General features: G+C 74.8%; 15 protein-coding genes. 8 read left to right on the forward strand and 7 right to left on the reverse strand.

Annotated features, from left to right (window positions below; all coding sequences use genetic code 11):
• Positions 1-139: 139 nt before the first annotated feature.
• Together BLW86_RS10340 and BLW86_RS10345 are read right to left on the reverse strand one after the other, a co-directional pair.
• Positions 140-1099, reverse strand: a complete 960-nt coding sequence (locus tag BLW86_RS10340; RefSeq protein ID WP_371129467.1) for an alpha/beta fold hydrolase — start codon at positions 1097-1099, stop codon at positions 140-142.
• A gap of 41 nt (positions 1100-1140) precedes the next feature.
• On the reverse strand, positions 1141-1926 hold the full coding sequence (locus BLW86_RS10345; RefSeq protein WP_093873768.1) for an SGNH/GDSL hydrolase family protein: 786 nt from the start codon (positions 1924-1926) through the stop codon (positions 1141-1143).
• Between the two features lie 130 nt (positions 1927-2056).
• Here BLW86_RS10345 and BLW86_RS10350 point away from each other — a divergent pair, with 130 nt between their 5' ends.
• From BLW86_RS10350 to BLW86_RS10365, 4 genes are all read left to right on the forward strand, one after another.
• Complete coding sequence (locus BLW86_RS10350) at positions 2057-3334, forward strand: sensor histidine kinase (RefSeq protein ID WP_093873769.1); 1278 nt, start codon at positions 2057-2059, stop codon at positions 3332-3334.
• Complete coding sequence (locus BLW86_RS10355; protein ID WP_093873770.1) at positions 3331-3999, forward strand: response regulator; 669 nt, start codon at positions 3331-3333, stop codon at positions 3997-3999. Before BLW86_RS10350 ends, BLW86_RS10355 begins: the two co-directional genes overlap by 4 nt.
• A gap of 136 nt (positions 4000-4135) precedes the next feature.
• Positions 4136-5443 (forward strand): cytochrome ubiquinol oxidase subunit I, encoded by a 1308-nt coding sequence (locus BLW86_RS10360; RefSeq protein ID WP_093873771.1) that lies wholly within the window; start codon positions 4136-4138, stop codon positions 5441-5443.
• A gap of 36 nt (positions 5444-5479) precedes the next feature.
• The gene (locus tag BLW86_RS10365) at positions 5480-6259 is read left to right on the forward strand and encodes a cytochrome d ubiquinol oxidase subunit II (protein ID WP_093873772.1); all 780 of its coding nucleotides are present in this window, start codon (positions 5480-5482) and stop codon (positions 6257-6259) included.
• Positions 6260-6283: 24 nt separating this feature from the next.
• Here BLW86_RS10365 and BLW86_RS10370 read toward each other — a convergent pair whose 3' ends face one another.
• Complete coding sequence (locus tag BLW86_RS10370) at positions 6284-7399, reverse strand: AI-2E family transporter (protein ID WP_093878604.1); 1116 nt, start codon at positions 7397-7399, stop codon at positions 6284-6286.
• 397 nt (positions 7400-7796) lie between these two features.
• Positions 7797-7991 (reverse strand): DUF3046 domain-containing protein, encoded by a 195-nt coding sequence (locus tag BLW86_RS10375; protein WP_041662943.1) that lies wholly within the window; start codon positions 7989-7991, stop codon positions 7797-7799.
• Positions 7992-8070: 79 nt separating this feature from the next.
• On the opposite strand from BLW86_RS10375, the gene BLW86_RS10380 reads away from it, so the two are divergent.
• Entirely contained in the window at positions 8071-9000 is a 930-nt protein-coding gene (locus BLW86_RS10380; protein WP_093873773.1) for a hypothetical protein, read from the forward strand.
• 134 nt (positions 9001-9134) lie between these two features.
• Here BLW86_RS10380 and BLW86_RS10385 read toward each other — a convergent pair whose 3' ends face one another.
• From BLW86_RS10385 to BLW86_RS10395, 3 genes are all read right to left on the reverse strand, one after another.
• Entirely contained in the window at positions 9135-9443 is a 309-nt protein-coding gene (locus BLW86_RS10385; RefSeq protein ID WP_093873774.1) for an AzlD domain-containing protein, read from the reverse strand.
• On the reverse strand, positions 9440-10180 hold the full coding sequence (locus tag BLW86_RS10390) for an AzlC family ABC transporter permease (RefSeq protein WP_093873775.1): 741 nt from the start codon (positions 10178-10180) through the stop codon (positions 9440-9442). The genes BLW86_RS10385 and BLW86_RS10390 overlap by 4 nt, the downstream gene beginning before the upstream one ends.
• A gap of 253 nt (positions 10181-10433) precedes the next feature.
• Positions 10434-11306, reverse strand: coding sequence for an AraC family transcriptional regulator (locus BLW86_RS10395; RefSeq protein ID WP_093873776.1), 873 nt, complete (start codon positions 11304-11306; stop codon positions 10434-10436).
• Positions 11307-11397: 91 nt separating this feature from the next.
• On the opposite strand from BLW86_RS10395, the gene BLW86_RS10400 reads away from it, so the two are divergent.
• From BLW86_RS10400 to BLW86_RS10410, 3 genes are all read left to right on the forward strand, one after another.
• On the forward strand, positions 11398-16047 hold the full coding sequence (locus tag BLW86_RS10400) for an Lhr family ATP-dependent helicase (protein ID WP_093873777.1): 4650 nt from the start codon (positions 11398-11400) through the stop codon (positions 16045-16047).
• A 488-nt stretch (positions 16048-16535) separates the two neighbouring features.
• Positions 16536-17363 (forward strand): DNA-formamidopyrimidine glycosylase family protein, encoded by an 828-nt coding sequence (locus BLW86_RS10405; protein WP_093873778.1) that lies wholly within the window; start codon positions 16536-16538, stop codon positions 17361-17363.
• A gap of 32 nt (positions 17364-17395) precedes the next feature.
• Positions 17396-18166: an SDR family NAD(P)-dependent oxidoreductase gene (locus BLW86_RS10410; protein ID WP_093878605.1), complete on the forward strand. Its 771-nt coding sequence runs from the start codon at positions 17396-17398 to the stop codon at positions 18164-18166.
• Positions 18167-18471: the final 305 nt, after the last annotated feature.

Raw genomic sequence — 18471 nt, forward strand, 5'->3', positions numbered from 1 at the left:
CCTGTGGACAACCCGGCGACAAGCCCGTGATTCCAAGGGTCGGGCTTCCATGAGAATGGATGTTCGATTTTAGTGTCAAGCGCGCCACGCGGTCTCCGGAGGAGTCCCGGGACGGCCGCACCCCGACCCGCCGACCCCGTCAGACGGACCGGTCCACGAGCCACTCCAGGGCCGCCGAGCCGCCCCCGAGGACGGAGACGTGCCCCTCGTCCGGGACGAGCCGCAGCTCCGCGTCGGGGCAGCGATCGGCCAGCCACCGGCCGTGGGCGCTCGGCACGATCCGGTCCCCGCCGCCGTGCAGCAGGAGCACCGGCGCGACGATCTCGGCGGGATCGCATCCCCAGGGGGAGACGTAGGCGAGGTCGTCGTCGATCAGGCCGCCCGGCCCTCCCTCCACCGCCGGACCGACGACATCGCCGAACCAGGACCATTCGCCGGCGAGCGCGGCGTGGTCGGCGGCCGTGAACATCTCCGGGTCGTACGCGGCGTCCGCCTCGTACGCCTCCTTCGCCGCGCGCCCTTCGGCTGCGGCGCGCAGGGCCGCCGCGCCGGACGCCGTCATGCCCGCGAACCAGTCGAGCCCTTCGGCTCCGAACGGGGCGAGGCCCGCCACCGCGACCACGGCGAGCACCCGTTCCGGCAGGAGGGCGCCGCAGGCCAGGGCGTGCGAGCCGCCGCCGGAATGCCCCATGACGGCGAACCGGCCGATCCCCAGGGCGTCGGCGACGGCTTCGACGTCGGCGGCCGCCGACGCGATGTCCCGGCCGGGCCGGGGGGTCGATCCGCCGTACCCGGGGCGGTCGTACGAGACCCAGCGGATCCCGAGCCGGGCGGCGGCCGGGAGGAGGGGCGCCGGGGGCGCGCCGACGTTCGGCGTCCCGTGCTGCCAGAAGACGGTGAGCCGGGGACCCGCACCCTCGGACCCACCGGCACCCTCAAACCGACCCGCACCCTCGGACCCACCGACGCCCTCAGACCGCCCCACCCCCTCGGCCCCACCCGTCCCCGTGGGTCCGCCGGCCTCTTCGGGTCCGCCGTCCCCGGTGTCGTAGACGTGCAGCCTGCGCCCGTCGGCCGACTCCAGATCGGTCTCGATCACGGCTTCACCGCCCCTCCCGCCGCGTCCTCGGCGGCATGAACCTACCGGGGGCCCGCCGTCACCGGCAGCAGTTCCGGGCGCTTGGCGCGGCGGTCGTCGCCCGACGAGCGGCCGCGCAGGCGCCGGCCGAGCCAGGGGCCGAGGAAGGACCCTGCCCAGCGGAGCTCGGCGGCCACCGCGCCGAGCCCCCCGGGAAGGGCCTGCGGGGGCAGGGGGCGGCTCCAGGAGTCGTCGGAGCCGGGCAACGCGAGCGCGTGGGCGACGGCGGCGGCGATGCGCGCGTGGCCGATCGGTCCGGCGTGCAGCCGGTCGGGGCTCCACAGCCGGGGGTCGGTGACGACGGGGTGGTGGGAGGTCTCGACGACGGTGACGCCGTGGCGGCGCGAGACCGCGCGGATCCGCTTGTTGAGGGCCTCGACGCGGGGGCCGAGGGGGCGGGCGAGCGGCGTGATCCGGCCGACGTCGGGGAAGGTGAGGGTGACGACGCGGGCCCCTCGCGCGGTCAGCGCGGCGAACATCTCCTCCAGGTGCCCGGCCGTCGCGTCCACGTCGAAGCGCGGCCGCAGCAGGTCGTTGACGCCGGCGACGACCGTGGCGAGGTCCGGCCGGAGCGCGAGGGCGGGAGCGAGCTGCTCGGCGCGGACCTGACCGGCGAGGCGGCCCCGTACGGCCAGGTTGGCGTAGAGCACGTCGGACCGCTCGCGGGCGAGCAGCTCCGCGAGCCGGTCCGCCCATCCGCGCAACCCGACGGTGTCGTCACCGTCGCCGAGCCCCTCCGTCTGACTGTCCCCCAGCGCGACGTACCGCAGAAACGTGCCGTCCGACATGGACTCCGCCTTCCCTCGACCCCCGAGCACCACCTGAGCCCAGCGTGCACTTCGCCACTATAGTCACTTTCTTTACTAAACAACTCGGCTAACATCCTTCGGAAAGCGCCCTCGGCCTATCCTTCGACCCATGCCCCGCCCCCTCCGCGCCCCCGGCGGCCGTCCGTCGCCCAGGACCGCCGACGCCCTCGTGGCGGGAGTCGTCCTGCTCGTCGTGGCGGTCTGGACGCTCGTCTCGGCGCAGTACACGAGCGAGCCCGCGCTCCGTACGGCGCTCGGCTGGGTGCTGATCCTGACCGGCTGCGGGGCGCTGTACTTCCGGCGGCGACAGCCGGTCGCCGTGGCCGTGACCACGCTCCTCGCCTGCGTCGTCTACTACCCGCTGTCCGCCCAGGACGGGCCGCTCATGATCGCCTTCGCCCTCGCGCTGTACACGACCGCCGCCGAGGGGCACTTCGCCGCGGCCGTCGCGCTCGCCGCCGTCACGCTGCTCGCGGTCGGGTTCGGCGAGATCCGGCAGCAGCCGGGGCACCGGCAGATCGACGACACCTCGCTCGCGATGCTGGCCGGGTGGCTGATCAGCCTCGTCGCCGTCGGCCGGGCCCAGCGCACCCGGACCGCCTATCTCCACGAGGTGGAGCAGCGGGCGCTCGCCGCCGAGCGGGAGCAGGAGGCCCGCGCCCGGCAGTCCGCGACCGAGGAGCGGCTGCGGATCGCCCGCGAGGTGCACGACGTGCTCGGCCACAGCATCTCGCTGATCAACGTCCAGTCCGGCGCGGCGCTGCACCGGCTCGGCAAGAAGCCGGCCCCCGAGGCCGGGCTCGCCACCGCCACCGAGGCCCTGGAGGCGGTGAAGGCGACCAGCAAGGACGCCCTGCGCGAACTGCGGGCGACCCTCGGGGTGCTGCGCCGGGCCGACGAGGCCACCCCGACCACGCCGTCCTCCGGTCTGGCGCTCCTCGACGACCTCGCTACGCGCGCGCGTAGCGCCGGCCTCGACGTCCGTACGCACACCACGGGCACGCCCGTACCGCTGCCGCCGCCCGTCGACCTCGCCGCGTACCGGATCGTGCAGGAGTCGCTGACGAACGTCACCCGCCACGCGGGCGCGCGGACCGTGACGGTCACCCTGGACTGGGGCGCGGACGCGGTACGGCTGCGGATCGCGGACGACGGCGAGGGCGCGCCGGAGGGGCGGCCGCTGGGCAGCGGCATCCGGGGCATGGCCGAGCGGGCCCGGGCGTTCGGCGGGGAGCTCACCGCCCGGAACGACGACGGCGGCTTCCTGGTCGACGCCCGACTGCCCCTGACGACACCCGCCGCGCCCACCGGAACCACCACGTCCGCCGAACCGGCCGGCTCCGCCCCGCCCACCGACCCCACCGCGTCCGAGAGGGACCCCCGATGATCCGTGTCGTGCTCGCCGACGACCAGACCCTGGTCCGGGCCGGCTTCCGGTCGATCCTCTCCGACGAGGAGGACATCGAGGTCGTCGGCGAGGCCGGGGACGGGGAGCGGGCGATCGGGCTCGCCCGCGAACTGCGCCCGGACGTGGTCCTGATGGACATCCGCATGCCGGTGCTCGACGGCCTGGAGGCCACCCGTCGCATCACCGCCGACGCGCGGCTCGAAGGGGTGCGGGTGGTCATCCTGACCACGTTCGACGCGGACGACCACGTGTACGGGGCGCTGCGCGCCGGTGCCTCGGGCTTCCTCGTCAAGGACACCGAGCCGATGGAACTGCTGCACGCGGTACGGGTCGTGGCGCGCGGTGACGCCCTGATCTCCCCGGCCGTGACCCGCCGTCTGATCGCCGAGTTCGCCGGTCTCGCCGGGCGGCAGCCGGACCCGAGCCCCCGGCTCAACGCCCTCACCGAGCGGGAGCGCGAGGTGCTGGGCCTGGTGGGCGTCGGGCTCTCCAACGACGAGATCGCCGGCCGGCTCGTCCTCTCTCCCGCCACCGCCAAGACCCACGTCAGCCGCATCATGACCAAACTGGCCGTGCGGGACCGGGCGCAGCTGGTGATCCTGGCGTACGAGTCCGGGATGATCACGCCGGGCTGGCTGGCCTGACACCCCCTAAGGGTCGGTCCGGCCGCAGGGACATCTCAGGGAGTACGCGCGCGTGGGGCGGCGCAACCGTCGGGGTACGGCCGGTGTCCACCCCGGGGTGACGCGGGGCCCCTGACCGTACGCCGACGCTGACCGGGTGAATCAGGACGTACTCGATCTCGCGCGGCTGCAGTTCGCCCTCACCGCGGGCGGCCACTTCCTCTTCGTCGCCCTCACCCTGGGGCTCGCGACCGTCGTGGCCGCGCTCCAGACCCGGGCGACGTTCAGCCGGAAGCCGCTGCACGCGCGCATGGTGCGGTTCTGGGGCCGGTTGTACGTGATCAACTACGCGGTCGGGATCGTCACCGGCCTCGTGATGGAGTTCCAGTTCGGCATGGCGTGGAGCGGGCTCACCCACGAGGCGGGCAACGTCCTGGGGGCCTCGCTCGCCGTCGAGACGATCGTGGCGTTCTTCGTCGAGTCGACCTTCCTCGGCCTGTGGATCTTCGGCTGGCACCGGCTCAACCGCTGGGCCCATCTGGCCGCGATCTGGATCGTCGTCCTGACCGCCTACCTCTCGGCGTACTGGATCCTCGTCTCCAACGGCTTCCTCAACCACCCCGTGGGGTACGCCTCCGAAGGCGGCGAGCTGGTCCTCGACGACCCGGTCGCCGTCCTCACCAACCCCTCCGCGCTGCTCGCCTTCGGGCACGTCCTGGCGGGCGCCCTGCTGACCGCCGGCTTCTTCATGGCGGGGGTGAGCGCGTACCACCTCTTCCGGCGCAGCCCGGAGTGGGAGTTCTTCGGCAGCGGCCTGCGCGTCGGGGTCTTCCTGTCGGCGCCCGCGCTGATGGCCGCGGCCGTCTTCGGCGGACTGCAGTTCGGCACCCTCACCACCTTCCAGCCCATGAAGTCGGCCGTCTTCAGCGGGAAGGCGGCCGAGATCGCGCGCGTGCAGGCGGAGATGACGAACCGTTTCGGGCCGGGCGACTACGTGCCCTCGGAGGCGTGGACCCGGGGCGGCGGTCTGGTGATGCTCATCAGCTTCGCGCTGATGATGTACCTGTGCTTCGCCGGGGTGATCCTGGCCTGCTTCAAGAAGGCCGTCTTCCGGTTCCGGCTCTGGCACCTCGTCCTGATGGCGGCCGTGCCGCTGCCGTACCTCGCGATGATCGGCGGCTGGGTCTTCCGGGAGGCGGGGCGGCAGCCGTGGGTGGTCTACGGGCTCCTCAGGACGGAGGACGCCGTCTCGGACCTCTCCCCCGGCACCATGCGCCTCTCCCTCACCGTCTTCACCACCGTCTTCGTGGCGCTCGCCCTCCTCAACGCCTGGCTCCTGGCCCGGCACGCCCGCCGCGGCCCCGTCGAGTCCGGCCTCGGTCACGACGAGCGCCCGGATGCCGCCGACGGCGAGGGAGGGACGCCGCCCGACCCGGCGGACTCGCTGCCGGCTCCCCGCTACTGAACGGCCCGCACCACCCATCGACACCGAGGAGCCTCCGTGGAGACCCTGGCCATCGCCCTGCTCGCCTTCTTCACCGTGGGCTGGTCCGTCCTCGCCGGGGCGGACATCGGCACCGGCATGCTCACCCCCTGGCTCGGCCGGGACGACCGCGAGCGGCGCCTCGTCCTCGCCTCCTTCGCCCCCTTCTTCCTGGGCGACGAGGTCTGGCTGGTCGCCACCGCCGGTGTCCTCGTCGGTTGCTTCCCCGCCCTCGAAGGGGAGCTCCTGAGCGGCCAGTTCCCGGTCCTCGTGGCCCTCCTGGCCGGCTGGATCCTTCGGGACGTGGGGCTCTGGTCGCGCGCCGGGGGCCCCGGGCCCCGCTGGCGCGCGGGCTGCGACGCCGCCGTGGCGTGCGGCAGCTGGACCGTCGCGCTCTCCTGGGGGTGGCTGCTCGCGGCCCTGCTGACCGGTCGCCCGTACGCCCCGGCGACGGGCCTGACGGCGGTGCTCACGGCGCTCGCCGTGGCCGCGCTGTTCGCCGCGCACGGGCTCGGGTTCGCCGCGCTGCGCCTCACGGGCGTGCCGTACGAGCGGGCCCGTCGGCTCGTCGGACGCGCCGGGCGCCCCTGGCAGTCCTTCGCGCTCACCGGCGCCCTGCTGGCCGCGCTGCCGCTGTGGGCGGGCACCGCGCTGCCCCTGGCCGAGCGGACGGCCGCGCCGACCACGCTCCGGCTGCTCGTGCCCGCCCTGCTGGCCGTCACCCCGGTCCTGGTGGCCGTCCAGGCATGGATCCGGCACGCCTTCCGGCACCGGGTGACGGGCCCCTCGTACCTCTGAGCCCGTGAGACGGATCCCGGCGCCTCAGGACTCCTTCTTGTGGTGCAGGGCCTTCTGCAGCCGGGCCACGACCGCCTCGCCGTACCTGCGGTGGCCGTGGACGCGCGGGTCGTCCGTGACGTCGTACCGCTTCACGTACGCGCCGAGGAAGGCCTGGAGGGTGGCGACGGCCGGAATGGCGATCAGCGCGCCGACGGCCCCGAGCAGCGCCGTCCCCGCGATGACCGAGCCGAACGCCACCGCCGGGTGGATGTCCACGGTCTTCGAGGTGAGCTTCGGCTGCAGCACGTAGTTCTCGAACTGCTGGTAGATCACGACGAAGCCGAGCACCCACAGCGCGTACCAGGGGTTGACCGTGAAGGCGATCAGCATCGGCAGGGCACCGGCGAGGTAGGTGCCGATGGTCGGGATGAACTGCGAGACCAGGCCGACCCACACGGCGAGCGCCGGGGCGTACGGCACGCCCAGGATCTCGAAGAGCACGAAGTGCGCGATGCCCGAGATGAGGGCCATCAGCCCGCGCGAGTAGAGGTAGCCGCCGGTCTTGTCGACGGCGATCTCCCACGCCCGCAGCACCTCGGCCTGCCGGACGGGCGGCAGGACGGAGCAGAGCGCGCGGCGCAGCCTGGGCCCGTCGGCCGCGAAGTAGAACGCGAAGAGGAAGATCGTCAGGAGCCGGAACAGTCCGCCGAGGACGGTGGCGGAGACGTCGAGGACGCCGGACGCGCTGTTCTGCACGTACTTCTGCAGCCAGTCGGAGCTGAGCACGCTGTCCTGGACCTCGACGCGCGAGAGGTCCGTGTGGAAGTTCTGGTTGAGCCAGTTGATCAGCGAGTCGAGGTACTTCGGGAAGTTCTCGACCATGTCCACGATCTGCCCGGCCAGCATCGAGCCGAGGAGGACGACGAAGCCGAGGCCGAAGACCATGACGGCGAAGAAGACGAGGAAGGTGGCGAGGCCGCGGCGCATCCCGCGCGCCGCCATGCGTCCGACGGCCGGCTCGATGGCGAGGGCGAGGAAGAAGGCCAGCAGGATGTTGACGAGGAGGCCGACGAGCTGGTGGAAGGCCCAGTTGCCCAGCAGGAAGACGGCGTAGAGCGCGAGGGCGAGCACGAGCGCGCGGGGCAGCCAGCGCGGCATCCGCGCGGACCCGGCGGCCGGGCCGGCCGTCGCCTCCGACGGCACGGCTGCCGGAGCCGCGGGCGTGCCCGCCGCGGCGCTCCCCCCGGCCCCTGTCTCCGGCACCGCGCCGACGACCGGAGCCGGAGCCGGTTCCGGTTCCGGCTCCGGCTCCGGGGAAGCCGTCCCACCCGCGACTGGCTCCGCGTCTGGGTCTGGGGAAGCCGTCACGCCGGCAACCCGCTCCGGCTCCGGAGAAGTCGTCGCGTCCGGCACTTCGGGCACTTCGGGCACATCGTTCGGTTCGGTCTTGTCGGTGTCGTCAGTCGGGGCCACCCCGCCAGTCTCGCGCACCGCGCGGACATTCCACCCGGGACCCCGTGAGATCGCCCGCTTCACCCCGCGGTTCGCCTTCCGGTCACCGCTTGTCGGCCGGTACGTCGACGGCCGCGCACACGGCACGCCACACGTCCTTCGCCTCCCAGCCGGCGTCCAGTGCCTCCCGTACCGTCCGACCCCCGAGCTCCGCCATCACATGGTCACGAGCGAAGGACTCGGCGTAGGACGCACCGAAGTGGTCGGCCATCCGTTCCCAGAAAATCGTCAACCGCATGAATCCAGTATCCCGCTCCCAAGAGTGCAGCCCGCTCCGCAGACCTTGTCACCGCGCTTTTCCGCCCTACGGTCGGAGCATGGCCGAAAACCCCCTCTCCTCCCCGCCCTCCACTCCCCTGGCTCGCGCCGAGCGCTTCGTCTGGCTGACGGCCCGCGTCCTCGAACAGCGCCGGTTCGCCTACCACTTCCTGCGCGGTGGCCCGGACCAGGTCGAGACGGCCCTCATGGCGTACCTCAACGAGGACGGCGGCTACGGGCACGCCCTCGAACCGGATCTGCGCGGTCCGGTCAGCCAGCCCCTGCACACCGCGCACGGGCTGCGGGTCCTGGACACCATCGGCCGCTGCGGCGGGCTGCGCGTGGAGCGGATCTGCCGCTACCTCACGGAGGTGTCCACGCACGACGGGGCGCTCCCCGCGATCCACCCCTCCCAGCGCGGCTACCCCTCGGCACCCTTCCTCCCGGTCGTCGACTCCCCGCCGAGCGCGCTGCTCTCGACCGGCCCGGTGGTCGGCGTGCTGCACCGCAACCAGGTGTGGCACGCGTGGCTGTTCCGGGCCACCGAGTTCTGCTGGTCGGCCGTGGAGTCGCTCGAGAAGTCCCATCCGTACGAGATCCAGGCGGCCGTCGCCTTCCTGGACGGCGCTCCCGACCGCCCCCGCGCGGAGGCGGCCGCCGACCGGCTCGGACGTCTCGTCCGTGAGCAGCGGCTCGCCGCCCTGGACCCCGACCAGCCCGAGGACCACTCGATGGCGGACGGGTACGCGCCCGGCGAGGTCTTCCACCCGCACGACTACGCGCGCGTGCCGGACTCGCTCGCCGGACGCTGGTTCACGGACGCGGAGATGGCCCGCTCGCTCGACCGGCTCGAAGCCGACCAGCGGGAGGACGGTGGCTGGCCGGCCCGCCGGGACGCCTGGGCGCCCGGCTCGGCCCTGGAGTGGCGCCCGATCGCCACCATCGAGGCGCTGCGCACCCTCCGGGCGCACGGCCGCACGATCGGCTGAGGCGGGACGGCCGGGCGGGCCGGGTGGGGTCGGGTCGGGTGGGGTCGGGTCGGGTCGGGTCGGGTCGGGTCGGGCGAGCAGGCCGGGTCGGGCGGGCCGGCCCGCCCCAGGGCGGAGGGGTACGGTCGCCGCCGTCACCAGCCCAGGGCCCGGACCCCCGCCGTGACGACGACGGCCGCGCCCACGACGACCAGGAAGGGCGCGCGCAGGACGAGCGCGACGGCGGCCGCGGCGAGTCCGGCGGCCCGGGCGTCCAGGACGAGGTCGCCGCCCGCGCTGAAGGTCTGCTGGGCGGTGAGCGCGGCGAGCAGCGCGACGGGGAGCAGGGCGGCGAGCCGCTGGACGAGCGGGCGTTCCAGCGCTCCCGCGGGCACGAGCAGGCCGACGAGCTTGACGAGGTAGCACCCGGCGGCGGTGAGGGCGATCGCGATCCAGACGTTCATCGGGAGTCCTTCTCTCGTCCGGTGGGGGCGGTGCGCCAGCCCTGGGCCCAGAGCACGGCGGGCGCGGCGAGGGCGGCGGCGAGGACCGGGACGCCCGCGGGCAGGACGGGCAGCAGCCCGAGGCCGAGCAGGACGGCGATCCCGGCGGTGGCGCGCTCGGTGGCGGACTTCAGCATGGGGGCGAGCAGGGCCAGGAAGACGGCGGGGCCGGCGGCGTCGAGGCCCCAGGCCGCGGTGTCGCCGATCGCCTCGGCACCGAGCGCTCCGAGGAGCGTGGTCAGGTTCCACAGGACGTACAGGGTGAGGCCGGTGACGGTGAAGCCGATCCGGGCGGCCCGGCGGGTCGGCTGGGGGAGCGCGACGGCCGTGGTCTCGTCGATCACCCAGTGCGCCGCGAAGGGCTTGACGACCTTCGGCAGGGCGAGGAGCTGGGAGAGCCGCAGTCCGTAGAAGGCGTTGCGGGTGCCCAGGAAGAAGGCGCCGGCGGCGGCCGTGAAGGGGTTGCCGCCCGCGGCGAGCGCTCCGACCAGGGCGAACTGCGAGGCGCCGGTGAAGACGAGCAGGCTGAGGACGCAGGTCTGGAGGACGCTGAGGCCGGAGCCCGCCGAGGTGACGCCGAAGGCGAAGCCGGAGAGCCCGACGGCGACGCCGACGCCGAGCGCGTCGCGGACGACGGCCGCGTCGGGCTTGGCCGGGGTGTCGTCGCGTATGACGGGGGGTGCTGTCTGTTCTGCCACGTCAGGGACGTTACGGGGCCGGTGCCGACCCGGTCTTGTACGTTCTTGCACCGCCCTGCGGGGCCTGCCCATCGCCGCTCACGCACCGGCCTGCGGAACCTGCCCATCGGCGCTCACGCACCGACCCGCGGGACCTGCCCGTCGGCGTTCACGTGCCAGTCTGCGGGGCCCGCCCGTCGGCGCTCATGTGCCGGCCTGCGGAACCTGCCCATCGACGTTCCCGCGCCGACCTGCAAGGCCTGCCCGCCTGCGTTCACGCACCGGCCCGCGAAACCTGCCGGCCCGTGCCCCGCGCGCGCTGGTAGGCGCCCGGCGGCACCCCGACGCTGCGGGTGAAGTGCCGGCTGAGGTGCGACTGGTCGGTGAAGCCGACGGCGGCGGCCGCCTCCGCCGGGGGCGTCCCCGCGTCGAGGAGCTGCCTGGCCCGGCGCACGCGCGCGTCGGTGAGCCAGGTGTGCGGAGGCATCCCGTACGCCTCGCGGAAGGCCCGGAGCAGGGCGAACGGGCTGGTGCCGAGGTCGGAGGCGAGCCGCTCCAGGGTCGGCGGATCGACCATCCCGGCCTCCAGGACGTCACGCGCGCGTGCCGCGTTCCGGGCGCCCGCGGAGCGGGGCGGGAGCGGGGTGACGAGCCCGCCGTGGCTGCGCAGCAGCCGGGCGGTCACCAGGCGCAGGAGGCTGTCCGCGGCGAGCGCGTTGCCCTCCTCCGCGGCCCGGTGGACGCCGACGACGAGCTGTGCGGCGTACGGGTCGTCGACGACGGGCGAGGTGAAGCCGGCCTCCCCGCGCAGGGCGAGGGTGTCGGCGGCGATCGAGCGGACGATCTCCGCGTCGGGGTAGATCGTCCGGTAGGTCCAGCCCTCGGGGACGGCCGCGTGCCCGGTGTGCGGGGTGTCCGGGTTGACGAGGGCGATCTGCCCGGGGCCGGCGTGGACGAGCTCGTCGCGGTAGTGGAAGGCCTCGACGCCCTCGGTGATGGCGGCGAAGACGAAGGACTCGTGGGTGTGCCGGGCGAAGGCCTTGCGGATGTAGTGGGCGTGCAGCAGGTCGACCCCTGGCAGCTCGGCGTACTGCCAGTACCGCGCACGCTCCCCGCTCGCGCCGTCCTTCTCCGTGCCCCTGGCCATGCCCTCCATTCTGCGCCCCTCAGACGGCCCCCGACGACGGGGATCGCCCAGGTCCGGGCGGTTGTCAGTGGCGGGGTGCACGATGGGGGGCATGGTCAGGTCCGCGCTCGACTCGTTCTCCCCCGCGACCCGTGGTTGGTTCACCGGGGCCTTCTCCGCGCCCACGGCGGCGCAGGAGGGCGCCTGGCAGGCCATCGGCGCGGGCTCCGACGTGCTCGTCGTCGCGCCGACCGGCTCGGGCAAGACGCTGGCGGCGTTCCTCGCCTCCCTGGACCGGCTCGCGTCCTCCCCGCCGCCCGCCGAGGCGAGGAAGCGCTGCCGCGTGCTGTACGTGTCTCCGCTGAAGGCCCTCGCCGTGGACGTCGAGCGGAACCTGCGCTCGCCGCTGACCGGCATCCGCCAGGAGTCGGTGCGGCTGGGCCTGCCCGAGCCGGACATCCGGGTCGGGATCCGGTCCGGGGACACCCCGGCGGCCGAGCGCCGGGCGCTCGCGACGCGACCACCGGACATCCTGATCACCACCCCCGAGTCCCTGTTCCTGATGCTGACGTCCGCCACGCGCGAGGCGCTGACGGGCGTGGAGACGGTCATCCTGGACGAGGTCCACGCGGTCGCGGGCACGAAGCGGGGCGCGCATCTGACCCTCTCCTTGGAGCGTCTGGACGAGCTGCTGCCCCGTCCTGCGCGCCGGATCGGCCTGTCGGCCACGGTCCGCCCGGTCGACGAGGTGGCCCGCTACCTCTCCCCGGGGCGTGCCGTGGAGATCGTGCAGCCGCCGTCGGGCAAGGAGTTCGACCTCTCCGTCGTCGTCCCCGTCGAGGACATGGGCGAGCTGGGGGGCTCCCCCGCCTCGGAGGGCAAGGAGGGCGGCGACAAGCCGTCGATCTGGCCGCACGTCGAGGAGCGGATCGCCGACCTCGTCCAGTCCCACCGCTCCACGATCGTCTTCGCGAACTCCCGTCGGCTCGCGGAGCGCCTGTGCAACCGGCTCAACGAGATCGCGTACGAGCGGGCGACCGGTGAGCCGCTCCCCGAGGGGGCGCCCCCGGCCCAGGTGATGGCCCAGTCCGGGGCGGCGCAGGGTGCCCCGCCGCTGCTCGCCCGGGCCCACCACGGGTCGGTGTCCAAGGAGCAGCGCGCCCAGGTGGAGGAGGACCTGAAGGCGGGCCGGCTGCCCGCCGTGGTGGCCACCTCCAGCCTGGAGCTGGGCATCGACATGGGCGCGGTCGACCTGGTGGTGCAGGTCGAGTCGCCGCCCTCGGTCGCCTCCGGGCTCCAGCGCGTGGGCCGGGCCGGGCACCAGGTCGGCGCCGTGTCGACGGGCGTGGTCTTCCCCAAGTACCGGGGCGATCTGGTGCAGGCGGCCGTGGTCACCGAGCGGATGCGTTCCGGCGCGATCGAGTCCCTGCGGATCCCCGCCAATCCGCTGGACGTCCTCGCGCAGCAGCTGGTCGCGATGGTCGCGCTCGACACCTGGCAGGTGGACGACCTGCTCGCGGTGGTGCGCAGGGCGGCGCCCTTCTCCTCGCTGCCCGAGTCGGCGTTCACGGGCGTCCTCGACATGCTGGCCGGCCGCTACCCCTCGGACGCCTTCGCCGAGCTGCGCCCGCGCGTGGTCTGGGACCGGGTGGCCGGGACGGTCACGGGGCGGCCCGGGGCGCAGCGGCTCGCGGTCACCTCGGGCGGCACGATCCCCGACCGCGGCCTGTTCGGCGTCTTCCTGGCGGGCTCGGACCCCAAGAAGAGCGGGGGCCGGGTCGGCGAGCTCGACGAGGAGATGGTGTACGAGTCGCGGGTCGGCGACGTCTTCACGCTCGGCACCACCTCCTGGCGGATCGAGGACATCACCCGGGACCGGGTCCTCGTCTCCCCCGCGCCGGGCGTGCCGGGCCGGCTGCCCTTCTGGAAGGGCGACCAGCTGGGCCGCCCGCTCGAACTGGGGCGGGCGGTGGGCGCGTTCCTCCGCGAGATCGGCGCCCTCGGGGACGAGGACGCGCGCCTGCGGCTGCTCGCCGCGGGCCTGGACGGCTGGGCCGCGGAGAACGTCCTCGCGTACCTCAGGGAGCAGCGCGAGGCCTGCGGCCATGTGCCGGACGACCGGACGATCCTGGTCGAGCGCTTCCGCGACGAGCTCGGTGACTGGCGGGTCGTCATCCACTCCCCCTTCGGGGCGCAGGTGCACGCCCCGTGGGCGCTGGCGCTCGGCGCGCGGCTCGCCGAGCGGTACGGCATGGACGCTCAGGTGATGCACGCGGACGACGGCATCGTGCTGCGCCTGCCTGACGCCGATCTGATGGGCCTGGACATGGGCCTGGACCTCCTGGACCACGAGCCGGTCGACCCGGGCCGGCACCTGGACACGACCTACGACGCGGACAAGGCGCCCGTCGGTGCGGCCGACACGCTCTTCGACCGGGGCGAGATCGGGCAGATCGTCACCGACCAGGTGGGCGGCTCCGCGCTGTTCGCCTCCCGCTTCCGCGAGTGCGCGGCGCGCGCCCTGCTGCTGCCCAAGCGCAACCCCGGCAAGCGCACCCCGCTCTGGCAGCAGCGGCAGCGGGCGGCCCAGCTCCTCCAGGTGGCGAGCGAGTTCGGCTCGTTCCCGATCGTCCTGGAGGCCGTCCGCGAGTGCCTCCAGGACGTCTTCGACCTGCCCGGCCTGACGGAGCTGATGGGGGACATCGAGGCCCGCCGGGTGCGGCTCGTCGAGGTCACCACCCCCGAGCCCTCGCCCTTCGCCCGCTCGCTCCTCTTCGGGTACGTGGCGCAGTTCCTGTACGAGGGGGACTCCCCGCTCGCCGAGCGGCGGGCGGCCGCGCTCTCGCTGGACTCCCGGCTGCTCGCGGAGCTCCTCGGCCAGGCGGAGCTGCGGGAGCTGCTCGACCCCGAGGTCCTGGCGGAGCTGGAGCGGGAGCTCCAGTGGCTGACCGAGGACCGCCGCGTCAAGGACGTGGAGGGCGTCGCCGACCTGCTGCGGGTCCTCGGGCCCCTGACGGACGGGGAGCTGGCCGAGCGCGGCGCCTCGTCGGCCTTGGCACCCGAGCTCGAGGCGGCCCGGCGTGCGATCCGGGTGCGGATCGGCGGCCGTGACCACTGGGCGGCGATCGAGGACGCGGGCCGGCTCCGGGACGCCCTGGGCACGGCCCTGCCGGTCGGCGTTCCCGAGGCCTTCACCGAGCCGGTCAAGGACCCGCTGGGCGACCTGCTCGCGCGCCACGCGCGCACGCACGGCCCGTTCACCTCCTCGCAGGCCGCCGCCCGCTTCGGTCTCGGCGCGGCCGTCACCGACGGCGCCCTCCAGCGCCTCGCCGCCTCGGGCAGGGTCGTCCAGGGCGAGTTCCACCCCTCCGGGATCGGCCAGGAGTGGTGCGACGCGACGGTGCTGCGGCGGCTGCGCCGCCGCTCCCTGGCGGCCCTGCGCCAGGAGCTGGAGCCGGTGCCCCCGGCGGCCCTCGCCACCTTCCTGCCGCAGTGGCAGCACCTGGGCGGCAACAGCCTGCGCGGCATCGACGGCCTCGCGCGCGCGATCGAGCAGCTCCAGGGTGCGCCGGTCCCGGCCTCGGCCCTGGAGAAGCTGATCCTGCCGTCCCGGGTCCGGGACTACTCCCCGGCACTGCTCGACGAGCTGACGACCACCGGGGAGGTCGTCTGGGCGGGGGCGGGCTCGCTGCCCGGCAAGGACGGCTGGGTCTCGCTCTACCTCGCGGACGCGGCGCCCCTGCTCCTCCCGCCGCCGCACCCGCTGGAGACGTCCGCCCTGCACGAGTCGGTGCTCACCGCCCTCTCCGGCGGGTACGGCCTGTTCTTCCGGCAGATCGCCGACCAGATCCGGGCCACCACGCACCCTGACGCCACCGATCCGCAGCTCGCCGACGCCCTGTGGGACCTGGCCTGGTCGGGCCAGCTCACCAACGACACCCTGGCCCCGCTGCGCGCGCTCCTCGGTTCGGGCCGCACGGCCGGCGCCACCGCCCACCGCGCGCGGCGCACGGTCCCGCGCGGCCGGTACGGCACGCTGACCGCCGCGGCCCGCCCCGCCTCGCGGACGGGGCCGCCGACGGTCTCCGGCCGCTGGTCCCTCCTGCCGCCCGCCGAGCCGGAGCCGACGCACCGGGCGCACGCCCTGGCCCGCACCCTCCTGGACCGGCACGGCGTGGTCACCCGGGGCGCGGTGGCCGCCGAGGGGGTGGAGGGCGGTTTCTCGGCCACGTACCGGATCCTGGCCGCCTTCGAGGACAGCGGGCAGGCCCGACGCGGCTACGTCGTGGAGGGGCTCGGCGCGGCGCAGTTCGCGATGGACGGGGCCGTGGACCGGCTGCGGGCGGCGGCGACCGCCCGCGACCGGGGCGCCGAGGCGGCGGCCGGGCCGCGTGCCGTGGTCCTCGCCGCCGCCGACCCGGCGAACGCGTACGGTGCGGCGCTGTCCTGGCCCGAGCCGCCGACGGGCGCCGGGCACAAGCCGGGCCGCAAGGCGGGCGCGATGGTGGTCCTGGTCGACGGCGAGCTCACGCTCTACATGGAGCGCGGCGGCAAGACGCTCCTCTCCTGGCCGACGGACCCGGACGATCCGGCCCTGAGGGCGGCGGCGGAGGCGCTGGCCGGGTCGGCGAAGGCGGGTGCGCTGGGGACGGTCACGGTGGAGCGGATCAACGGCACCGCGTCCCTGACGTCCCCCCTGTCCCGCCCCCTGGAAGCGGCTGGCTTCCTCGCCACCCCCAGAGGCCTCCGCCTACGCCCCTGACCCACCGGGACGCCCGCCCGCGGGCCGGGCCCCCTCCCGCCACCCGCCGTGTGGGCAATCGTCCCCGCTGGGGCGAGGGGGGTCCCCCCTGCTCGAGCGAAGCCGAGAGCTTGGGGGAGGGTGGGCACACGGGACGGCGCCCTGCGGGCGCGCTCCGCCTTCCGCGCCTTGACCCGCACCACGTTGTGCGCCGCGCTCCCGGTGCGGGTTCAGGCGCGAAAGCCTCGGGCGCCGGCAAGGGCGCCGTTCCGTTGTGCCCACCCGTTCCGCCCCAGCGGAACGACTGCCCACAACGGGGGTACGAAGGGCGGGCACCGCCCCGGCGGGCGCGCCCGCCACGGATGCGGGGGGCACCGTCCAGCGGAACGACTGCCCACAACCGGGCCCGGGGGACGGGCACCGCCCCGCCGGAGCGCCCGCCCGCAACGGGCGCAAGGGCACCGCCCACCACCCGGCACCGCAAAGCCCCGCGGCCCCACAATGGACCCGTGCCCGAAGGAGACACCGTCTGGCAGGCCGCCCACCGCCTGCACGCCGCGCTCGCCGGGCGGGTCCTGACCCGCTCGGACCTCCGTGTGCCCCGGTTCGCGACCGCCGACCTCACCGGCCGCACGCTCCTGGACGTCACCCCGCGCGGCAAGCACCTGCTGGCCCGGATCGAGGGCGGGCTCACCCTCCACTCGCATCTGCGGATGGACGGCGCCTGGCGGGTGTACGCCACCGGGGAGCGCCCGCGCGGCGGCCCCGAGCACCAGATCAGGGCGATCCTCGGGAACGCCGAGTCCACCGCGTACGGCTACCGCCTCCCCGTCCTGGAGCTCATCCGTACCGCCGAGGAGTCCCGCGTCGTCGGCCATCTGGGTCCGGACCTGCTCGGCCCGGACTGGGATCCGGAGGAGGCCGTCCGACGGCTCGGCGCCGACCCGGAGCGCTCCCTCGGCGAGGCCCTGCTCGACCAGCGCAACCTGGCCGGCATCGGCAACGTGTACAAGTCGGAGCTGGCCTTCCTCGCCGCCGTCACCCCCTGGCTCCCGGTGGGCGAGCTCGCCCCGGAGGTCCCGGCCCGTCTGGTCGCCACGGCCCATCGCCTGCTCGACGCGAACAAGGACCGTCCGGACCGGCGCACCACGACCACCCGCCATCCGGGCACCCCCCTCCACGTCTACGGCCGCGAGGGCCGGCCCTGCCTCCGCTGCGGTGCCCCGATCCGCAAGGCGGAGCTCGGCGACCGGGTCACGTACTGGTGCCCCGGCTGCCAGCGGGGACCCGACGGAAACCGGGACGGAAAGCCCGGCAGGAGCGACCACAACAATTGACGGACCGTCAGATACGGTCGTACGGTCCGGACATGACGACGACTCTCCCGGCATACGACCTGACCGGCCGCACCGCGTTCGTCACGGGCGCCGCGAGCGGCATCGGCCGCGCCACCGCGGCCCTCCTCGCGCGGGCCGGTGCCACCGTGCACTGCGCCGACCGCGACGAGGACGGCCTCGAGGAGACCGCGGCCCTGATCGCCCGGCAGGGCGGCGCCGCGCACACCCACCCCCTGGACGTCACCGACAGGCCCGCACTGGCGGCGGCCGTCCGCGCCGTCGGCCCGCTCCACGTCATGGCCGCCATCGCCGGCATCATGCACACGAGCACGGTCCTGGACACCCGGGACGAGGACCTCGACCGCGTCCTCGCCGTCAACTTCAAGGGCGTGCTCTACGCCTGCCAGGAGGCGGCCCGTTCGATGATCGCCTCCAACGTGCCCGGCTCGATCGTGACGATGGCCTCGGGCGCGATGGACACCGCGAGCCCGGGCCTGCTCTGCTACAGCGTCACCAAGGCGGCCGTCGTCCAGCTGACGAAGACCCTGGCGACGGAGGCGGGCCCGCACGGCATCCGGGTCAACGCGGTCGCCCCGGGCTGGATCCGCACCCCGATGACGGACCGCCACGAGCCGGCCGCCCAACTGCAGGCCGAGGCCGCGATGGTCCGTCACTCACCGCTGGGACGGGTCGGCGAGGCCGAGGACATCGCGCACGCGGTCCTGCACCTCGCCTCCGACGCCTCCGCGTTCACGACCGGTCAGATCCTCCGCCCCAACGGCGGCGTCGCGATGCCCTGGTGACCACCCGGCCGACGATCCCCCGGCCGACGCGCCCCGGACCGACGATCCCCCGGCCGACATCCCCCGAGCCGGCGGCCCCCCGGCCGGTGACCCGCCGGGCGACGGCACCGGGCAGCACCGCCCCGGCGAGCCCTCCGGCCCGTCCGGCGGAGTCGGCCGCACCGCGCCGTCCCGACGACGCCGCCACGTGCACCGGCAGCAGGCTCAGCCCCCAGCCGCCCGCGGCCACCGCTCCCTCGACAGGCCCGGACTCGCCCGGCACGAGCAGCAGACGCAGTACCGCCCACCACCAGAGCCCTCCGACC

The organism is Streptomyces sp. TLI_105, from assembly GCF_900105415.1.
In the GTDB taxonomy this organism is placed as follows: Bacteria; Actinomycetota; Actinomycetes; order Streptomycetales; family Streptomycetaceae; genus Streptomyces.